Annotated in this window: 6 protein-coding genes; 5 read left to right on the top strand and 1 reads right to left on the bottom strand. The window is 75.7% G+C overall.

What is annotated here, in order from left to right:
- Positions 1-84 precede the first annotated feature (84 nt).
- From HYE82_RS30665 to HYE82_RS30645, 5 genes are all read left to right on the top strand, one after another.
- Positions 85-1,254, top strand: a complete 1,170-nt coding sequence (locus HYE82_RS30665) for a glycosyltransferase (RefSeq protein WP_179177460.1) — start codon at positions 85-87, stop codon at positions 1,252-1,254.
- 247 nt (positions 1,255-1,501) lie between these two features.
- The gene (locus tag HYE82_RS30660; RefSeq protein ID WP_179177459.1) at positions 1,502-2,029 is read left to right on the top strand and encodes a DUF6643 family protein; all 528 of its coding nucleotides are present in this window, start codon (positions 1,502-1,504) and stop codon (positions 2,027-2,029) included.
- A gap of 172 nt (positions 2,030-2,201) precedes the next feature.
- Positions 2,202-3,026 (top strand): MOSC domain-containing protein, encoded by an 825-nt coding sequence (locus HYE82_RS30655; protein ID WP_179177458.1) that lies wholly within the window; start codon positions 2,202-2,204, stop codon positions 3,024-3,026.
- Between the two features lie 193 nt (positions 3,027-3,219).
- Entirely contained in the window at positions 3,220-3,822 is a 603-nt protein-coding gene (locus HYE82_RS30650; RefSeq protein ID WP_218783254.1) for a hypothetical protein, read from the top strand.
- Between the two features lie 146 nt (positions 3,823-3,968).
- On the top strand, positions 3,969-6,437 hold the full coding sequence (locus HYE82_RS30645; protein ID WP_179177456.1) for a right-handed parallel beta-helix repeat-containing protein: 2,469 nt from the start codon (positions 3,969-3,971) through the stop codon (positions 6,435-6,437).
- Here the strand turns inward: HYE82_RS30645 and HYE82_RS30640 are convergent.
- On the bottom strand, positions 6,388-8,223 hold a 1,836-nt coding region (locus HYE82_RS30640), incomplete at its 5' end, for a hypothetical protein (RefSeq protein WP_179177455.1). The two genes, HYE82_RS30645 and HYE82_RS30640, sit on opposite strands and share 50 nt — an antisense overlap.

The following is an 8,223-nucleotide window of genomic DNA, read 5'->3' as shown; positions in this document are numbered from 1 at the left end:
GGGGCGGGCGGCCCGACGGGCCGGGACACGGACGGGCGAGCCGGGGTGCGGGACAGGCGGCTTCGGCTTCGGCACACTGCCGGCATGGGCCTTCTCGCTGCCGCGTGCGCCTCCCTCGGCGCCTGGATCTGGCTGACCCTCGCCCAGGGCATGTTCTGGCGGACTGACGTGCGCCTCCCCCCGCGCACCGCACCCGCCCGCTGGCCGTCCGTCGCCATCGTCGTCCCGGCCCGCGACGAGGCCGAGGTGCTCCCCCGCAGCCTCCCCTCCCTCCTCGCGCAGGACTATCCCGGCGAGGCCGAGGTCATCCTCGTCGACGACGGCAGTACGGACGGCACGGCTGCGCTCGCCCGCCGCCTGGCCCGTGCGCAGCCCGGGCTGCCGCTGACCGTCGTCTCCCCCCGCGAGCCGGAGCCCGGCTGGACCGGGAAGCTGTGGGCGCTGCGCCACGGCATCGCGTTCGCCCGGACCGCCCGCGCCACCGAGCCCGAGTACCTCCTGCTCACCGACGCCGATATCGCGCACGAACCGGACAGTCTGCGCGAACTGGTCGCGGCCGCGAACTCCGCCGGCTTCGACCTGGTCTCGCAGATGGCACGGCTGCGGGTCTCCGGCTTCTGGGAGCGGCTCGTCGTGCCGGCGTTCGTGTACTTCTTCGCCCAGCTCTACCCTTTCCGCCGGATCAACCGCCCCACGGGCCGGACCGCGGCCGCGGCCGGCGGCTGTGTCCTGCTGCGCACCGCTGCGGCGGTCCGCGCAGGGGTTCCGGATGCGATCCGCCAGGCCGTCATCGACGACGTCTCCCTCGCCCGGGCCGTGCGGGACTCCGGCGGCCGGATCTGGCTGGGGCTCGCCGAGCGGGTGGACAGCGTGCGCCCGTACCCGGTCCTGGCGGACCTGTGGCGCATGGTCTCGCGCAGCGCCTACGCCCAACTGCGCCACCGGCCGCTGCTCCTGGCGGGGACGGTGGCCGGGCTCGTCCTGGTGTACCTCGTCCCCCCGGCCGCCCTCTTCGCCGGGCTCGCCGCCGGACGGCCCGCCACCGCCTGGGCCGGCGGCCTCGCCTGGCTGCTGATGGCCGGAACATACCTGCCGATGCTGCGCTACTACCGGCAGTCGGCCGTGCTCGCGCCGCTGCTTCCGCTCACGGCGCTCCTGTACCTGCTGATGACGGTGGATTCGGCCGTTCAGCACTACCGGGGGCGCGGCGCGGCGTGGAAGGGCCGCACCTATGCCCGTCCGAGCGACGCCTGAAACGGCGGATCACCGCCTCGACCCGATGTCATCCCTGGTCACCCGTCTGTGACGCTGCGTCAGCGGCAAGTCGGTGCAACAGCCAACCGTCAAGCATGAATAGGGGCAAGAGGGTGCGCAAGTGGCGAATCGTGCACGTGAACGTGGAGTGAATGGTGTGGCGCTGACCTGCGAAGATGCAGGTCAGCGCGGCGTTCGTCACGCCTCGCTATGGACCCGGTGAAGCCGTGGGCTTAACTTAGGTCCCATGACCTCCCCCCGCTCCACTTATGGCGGCGGTTACTACTCCGCGCCCTCCTTCCCGGACACTCCCATCTACGACTCGCTCGTGGCGGAACGTGGCACTCCGCAGATCGCCCCGATCCGTGTTCCGGCCGCCTATGATTCGCCGAGCTCCGGCTACTCGAGCGGTGGGTACCTGCCGGCCCTCGCCTCCGCGCTGCCCGCGCTCCCGGCCGCGCTGCCTCCGGCACCGATGCCTCCGCAGCAGCCTCAGCAGTCCGGCGGGTACGGGTACCCGTACCCGGGCCAAGGGGCACCCTCCCCGGTGCCGCTGCACGGTGCGCCCGCGCCGTACATCCCCCAGCAGCAGCCGGTCGCTGCCCGCGCGGGGTACATGCAGCAGGCGCAGCCGCAGCCGCCCCGTCCCGTCGCCGCGGGCACCGGGTACGAGGCGATGCGCCCGGCGGCACCGCGTCCGGTGCAGGTGGCGCCCGCCACGGGCCCCTCGTACGAGGACCCGTACGGGCGTCCCTACCAGGGGCGCGCCTACTGACGCACGCGCGGCACGCGTGCGAGCGCTCCGCCCGTGGGCTCCGCACGCCTGCCGACACGCCGCCGGGCGGACGCGGGTGGTCACGGTCCTGACCGACCCGGGCCACCGGCCCCGGCCCGCGCGTCCGCCGATATCCCGGTAGGGCGGCGGGGGCGCCTGGCAGGATGCCCCCATGGCGAACTTGTATGTCCAGAAGCTCCACGTCCATCCCGTCAAGTCGGTGGCGGGGACAGCTCCCGACGAGGTGGCCGTGGAGCCGTGGGGCCTGTCCGCCGACCGGCGCTGGGCGCTGGTGGACTCCCAGGGCAAGGTCATCACCCAACGCGAGCAGCCGCGCCTGGCGTTGGCCTCGGCGCGTCCGCTGGAGGGAGGCGGCGTCGTGCTGTCGGCGCCCGGCATGCCCGACCTGGCCGTGGACGTCCCTGAGCCGGGGCCGCTGGAGCCGGTCGCGCTGTTCGGCAAGAAGGTCGAGACGGTCGTCGCGGCGCGCGCCGCCGCGGACTGGGCCGGCACGTACCTCGGTATCACGGTTCGGCTGGTGCACCTGGACGACCCGGCCGTACGGCGTCCGGTCGACCCCGACTACGCACTGCCCGGCGAGACGGTGAGCCTCGCCGACGGCTACCCCGTGCTGCTCACCACCCTGGCGTCGCTGGACGCACTCAACTCGATGATCGCGCAGGGGGACCATCCGCAGGAGGGTCCGCTGCCGATGAACCGGTTCCGGCCCAATGTGGTGGTCGCCGGCGCCGAGGCCTGGGCGGAGGACGGGTGGCGGCGCGTCGCGATCGGCGACGCGGTCTTCCGCGGGGCGCGGGAGTGCGGGCGGTGCATCGTGACCACGACCGACCAGAGGACGGCGGAGCGCGGCAAGGAGCCGCTGAAGTCCCTGGCCCGGCACCGGCGGATCGGCAGGTCCCTGGCGTTCGGGCGGCTGCTGGTGCCGGTGCGCACGGGCACCGTGCGCGTCGGCGACGAGGTCAGCGTCCTGGAGTGACCCGCCCTGGAGGACCTGCCCGGGAGGACTCGCCGAGAGGACCTGCCCGGGAGCCCCGTGACTCCCCGGAATGACACCTTCGGGGGGCTCTGGCCGATCCCTGGAACCAACGGCCGCACCAAGACCGTTGGACCATCCGGAACGTGCCTGCAGGCAGACGGAGGCAAGGGGGTGCCGGACCGTGTGGGCAGCAATGGGCGTGTGGCGTTGGCGGCGCAATCCGCTGTGCCGGCCGACCGATCTCTTCGAGGCGTGGGTGGCGTTCGCCGCGCTGGTCTGCGTGCTGCTGGTGGCTCCGGCCGTCGGCTGCGTGACGGGCTTCCGCGTGGACGGCACGCTGCAGCGTGCCGCGCGCGAACAGCGGCAGGAGCGGTACCTCGTCCCGGCGGTGGTGGTCCGGCCGGCCGCCGCCGAGGCGCCTGAGGGTGCGGGCGGCGAACCGGCTCCGCAGCGGCAGGCTCCGCAGCGGACGCAGATCGTGGCGGCCTGGACCGCGCCGGACGGAAGCAGCCACCGGGGGACGGTTCCGGCGGCCGAGGAACCGCCGCGGGCCGGCGACCGGTTCCGGATATGGACGGACCTGCAGGGGCGTCTCGTGGCCCGTCCGCTCGACCCCGGCTCCGCCGGCGCCCACGCGGCGCTCGCGGGCCTGGCCGCCGCCGTGGGAGCCGCGGCACTGGCGGAAACCGCGCGCCGTCTCGTCGTGCGCAGGCTCATACACCGGCGGTACCTGCGCCTCGACCGGGCCTGGGCCGCGGCTGGACCGGACTGGGGCCGGGCGGGCGCAGGCAGTTGACCTGGCCTCCCGTCGGCTCCCCGCGCGCTACGGTGGAGCGGCCGGAGCGGTTGCCGTCAGCTGCTGCGGGCGGCTCCGGCAGGTCAGCCGGACCGGCCGGTTCGGCAGGGCGAGGACGAGAACGAGGGCGGGGGCACGACAGCACCATGGCACAGGGCACGGTCCAGCTGACGCACGGCGGGTCTTCGCGGTGGCGGCGCCGCTCCGAGGAGTATCCGACGCCGGCCGCCGCGCTCGCCGCCGCGGGGGACGGAGACGTGCTGACCCTCGCTCCCGGCACCTACCGGGAGAACCTGGTGCTGCAGCACGCCGTCACGCTGCGCGGGCCCGAGGGCGCGCCGGGGTCGGTGCGGATCGCCCCGCCGGACGGGGTCGCGCTCACCCTGCGCGCCTCGGCAGTGGTACACGACCTGCACCTGGAGGGCCAGGACCGGGCGGCTCCCGCCCTGCTCGTCGAGACGGGCGCCCCGGAGCTGTCGGGCCTGCGGGTGAGCACCCGCTCCGCAGCCGGAATCGAGGTGCGCGGCGGGGCCCGGCCGCTGGTGCGCCGGTGCACGGTGGAGAACCCGACCGGCATCGGGATCGCCGTACTGGACGGCGGCGGCGGGGTGTTCGAGGAGTGCGAGGTGGTCTCCGCCGGCCAGGCGGGGGTCTTTGTCCGCGGGGGCGGGCATCCACGGCTGGAGCGGTGCCGGGTCCACCACGCCGCGGGCGCCGGCATCGCCGTCACCGGAGAGGGCTCGGGGCTGGAGGCGCTGGGCTGCGAGGTGTACGAGATCAAGGGGACCGGCGTGCAGATCGCCGCCCGTGCGGCGGCCCGCCTCACCGACTGCGTGGTGCACCGCACCACGGCCGACGGGGTCACCCTCGACACGGACGCCGTCCTCGACCTCTCGGGCTGCGACATCCACGACATCCCCGAGAACGCCGTGGACCTGCGGGCCCGTTCGGTGCTCACCCTCGCCCGCACGACCGTGCGACGCTTCGGCCGCAACGGGCTGTCGGTGTGGGATCCGGGCACCCGGGTGGAGGCCGAGGCCTGCGAGATCCACGACAGCACGGGCGACTATCCCGCCGTGTGGATCAGCGACGGGGCCACCGTCTCGCTGACCGGCTGCCGACTGCACGACGTGCCCGACGCGGTGTTCGTGCTGGACCGGGGCTCGCGGGCGGACGTGGTCGACAGCGACCTGTTCCAGGTGCGCAACACGGCCGTGTCGGTGAGCGACGGCGCCACCGCCCAGGTCGAGGACTGCCGGATCCGCGAGGCGGGCACCGGAGCCTGGTTCCGCGACCACGGCAGCGGCGGCACCCTGGCCGACTGCACGATCGACACCGCCCAGAGCGGGGTGATCGTCACCAAGGGAGCCGATCCCTCGGTCCGGCGGTGCACGGTCACCGCCCCGGCCGAGGCCGGGTTCTACGTGTCGGCCGGCGGCCGCGGCAGCTTCGACTCCTGCCGGGTGACCGGGAGCTCCGGCTTCGGCTTCCACATCCTCGACGGCTGCCGTGCCACCCTGACCCGCTGCCACACCGAGCGCTGCGCGCGCGGCGGCTACGAGTTCGCCGAGGACGGCCCGGTCGCCGAGGGCTGCACCTCCGACGAGTCCGCGCTCCGGCCCGCCGGCCTGCCGACTCCCGGCGCGCCCACCGGGGAACGCCCGGGCGTCCGTACGCTCACCGGGCAGCGCAGCGGAGCGGAGCCGGCGCAGGCAGGTCCCGCCGCGGCCCCACCGGCGGGGCCGGCGTCCGGGACGGCCCGCCCGGAGCGCGCCGACCGGAGTGCGCCGGGGCCGCGGGGGTCCGCGGAGGTGCTCGAGCGGCTCGAAGCGCTGGTCGGCCTGGAGAGCGTCAAGCGCGAGGTACGCGCGCTCACCGACATGATCGAGGTGGGCCGGCGGCGGCAGCAGGCCGGCCTGAAGGCGGCGTCGGTCCGCCGCCATCTGGTCTTCACCGGTTCCCCCGGCACCGGCAAGACCACCGTGGCCCGGCTCTACGGGGAGATCCTCGCCTCGCTCGGCGTCCTGGAGCGCGGCCACCTGGTCGAGGTGTCGCGCGTGGACCTGGTCGGGGAGCACATCGGATCGACGGCGATCCGCACGCAGGAGGCGTTCGAACGGGCCCGTGGCGGGGTGCTGTTCATCGACGAGGCGTACGCGCTGGCCCCCGAGGACTCGGGCCGGGACTTCGGGCGCGAGGCGATCGACACCCTCGTGAAGCTGATGGAGGACCACCGGGACGCGGTCGTGGTGATCGTCGCCGGGTACACGGCGGAGATGGACCGCTTCCTCACCGTCAACCCGGGTGTGGCCTCCCGGTTCTCGCGGACCATCACCTTCGGCGACTACGGGCCCGGGGAGCTGCTGCGGATCGTGGAGCAGCAGGCGGAGGAGCACGAGTACCGGCTCGGCGAGGGCACGGCCGAGGCGCTGTTGACGTACTTCACGGAGCTGCCGAAGGGTCCGGCGTTCGGCAACGGCCGTACCGCGCGGCAGACGTTCGAGGGGATGGTCGAGCGGCACGCGGGGCGGGTGGCGCAGCTGGCGGATGCGGGGACGGACGAGCTCACTCTGCTGTTTCCGGAGGATCTGCCGGCGCTGCCGACTCCCTGCTGACCCTCGGCGCCGGCACGTCGGGGCCCCCGGACCGGGAGTCCGGGGTGGCCTCCGGCTGCTCGGGGGCGGTCGGCCCGCCCTGCGCGACCGGCCGGCCCGGGGCGGCTGTCCGGCCGTGTGCGTTCGGTCCGCCCGTGGCCTCCCGCAGGGCCGGGCAGGGCGGGCCGCCCAGGCGGGCGAGCAGGGCGTCGCGTTCGGCTGCGAAGGCAGGGTCGGACGGGTAGTCGAAGTGGCCCAGGACAGGGGCGGGCAGCGGGTGCCGCGCGCTGCGCCCGTAGGCGAGCGGGTCGGCGAGCGGCCCCCGGTCCACGTCCTCGGCGGGATCCGCGGCGACCGGGCCGCCGATCGGGTCGGTGGCCCGCCACAGGTTGCGCCAGCAGTCGACCTGCAGGTGCAGGGCCGTGAGGGGGCCGGGGCCGAAGTAGGCCGGGAACCAGCGCCCGTAGAGCCGGCGCAGCGGGGAGCCGTACGTGAGGAGGGCGACGCGGCGGCGGGCTTGCGGCGGGAGCTGCCAGACGGCGGCGGCGGCCAGGACGCTGCCCTGGGAATGGCCGGAGATCACCAGGCGGCCGCCGGTGCGGCCGGTCCAGGCGGTCATGCGCCAGGTCAGGTCGGGCACGGCACGCTCGGCGTAGCAGGGCGGGGCGAAGGGGTGGGCGGCGCGGGGCCAGAAGGTACCGACGTCCCACAGCACGCCGATGGTGCGGCGGGCGGCGGGATCCCGGTAGGCGCGGCGGCCCCAGGTGACGAAGAGGAGGAAGCCGAAGCCGATCAGCCACGAGCCGGCGTCCTGGGCGGCGCGGGCGGCGGTTTCCAGGAGCGGGTGCCCGCCGCGGGCGGCGTCGCCAGGGACCTGCCCGCTCAGCCACGCGCCGGCGAGTGCGCCCGCGCCGAGCAGCAGGTTGGCTCCGGAGACGGAGGCGACGAACCAGGGCGCGGAATCGGTGAGCGCGGCGGCGGCCCGGGCTCCGGCGATGCGGCGGCTGCGGTCCGCGTCCGGGGTCTCCCCCGGGTACTCGGCGGCGACCCGGGCGGCGACGCGGCGCCGGTGGAGGACGCCCCGCATCGTGAACACGGCGGCGAGCAGTGCCGGTACGAGGAGCAGCGGGGGCAGGACGGCGGCCTGCCAGGACAGCAGCACGGGCGGTACGGGCGGGTCGGCTCCGCCGTCGAGCCGGCCGGCGACCCACTGGGCGACCCCGCCGGACATCAGACCGCCGAGCGCGCAGCCGAGCATGGCGATGGCGGGCCCGCCGAGGCCGCGCAGGGCGGTCGCCTCGTCGCGGGCGCGCCGGTACAGGCGGGCGGCGACGGCCGCGAGGGCGAGGACGAGGACGCCCTGGCCGAGCATGAGCAGCCCGAACGCGAAGTCGCCGGGCAGCCGGCCGGAGGAGGTCCAGCCGGGACGTGACCATGAGGCGTGGAGCAGCACGGCGGCGAGCAGGGCCAGGGCGGCGCCGGGCAGCAGGGTGACGGCGGCCCGGTCGAGACGGTGGTCGGGCCGGATCTCGGTACGGCCGCGCCGGCAGACGACCCAGGCGACGGCGGCGGCCCCGGCGGCGAGCAGCACCTCCAGGACCCAGCCGAGGGCTTCGAGGGCGGGGGTGCCCGAGCGGCGGTCGTAGCGGGCGGCGGGTGCGACGACGGCGGCGGCGACGGTGAGCAGCCCGGCGGCGGTGTGCGCGGCACGCAGCCGGGCCACGATCCGCCGCCCGTACCAGAACCCGGGCCGGCCGAGCGCGGGGGCGGCCGGGGCAGCAGGCCCGGGGTCCGGGGGGCCGGCTCC

Origin of the sequence: Streptomyces sp. BR123 (assembly GCF_013401435.1) — a bacterium.
GTDB lineage: Bacteria > Actinomycetota > Actinomycetes > Streptomycetales > Streptomycetaceae > Streptomyces.
The sequence above is the reverse complement of the archived record's forward strand: the minus strand, read 5'-3'. Positions and strand labels throughout refer to the sequence as shown.

Bases quoted from the DNA above. Each gene is read 5' to 3' on its own strand.
- HYE82_RS30645 (WP_179177456.1), top strand. From the start codon at position 3,969: ATGGCACAGGGCACGGTCCAGCTGACGCACGGCGGGTCTTCGCGGTGG.
- HYE82_RS30650 (WP_218783254.1), top strand. From the start codon at position 3,220: ATGGGCGTGTGGCGTTGGCGGCGCAATCCGCTGTGCCGGCCGACCGAT.
- HYE82_RS30665 (WP_179177460.1), top strand. From the start codon at position 85: ATGGGCCTTCTCGCTGCCGCGTGCGCCTCCCTCGGCGCCTGGATCTGG.
- HYE82_RS30655 (WP_179177458.1), top strand. From the start codon at position 2,202: ATGGCGAACTTGTATGTCCAGAAGCTCCACGTCCATCCCGTCAAGTCG.
- HYE82_RS30660 (WP_179177459.1), top strand. From the start codon at position 1,502: ATGACCTCCCCCCGCTCCACTTATGGCGGCGGTTACTACTCCGCGCCC.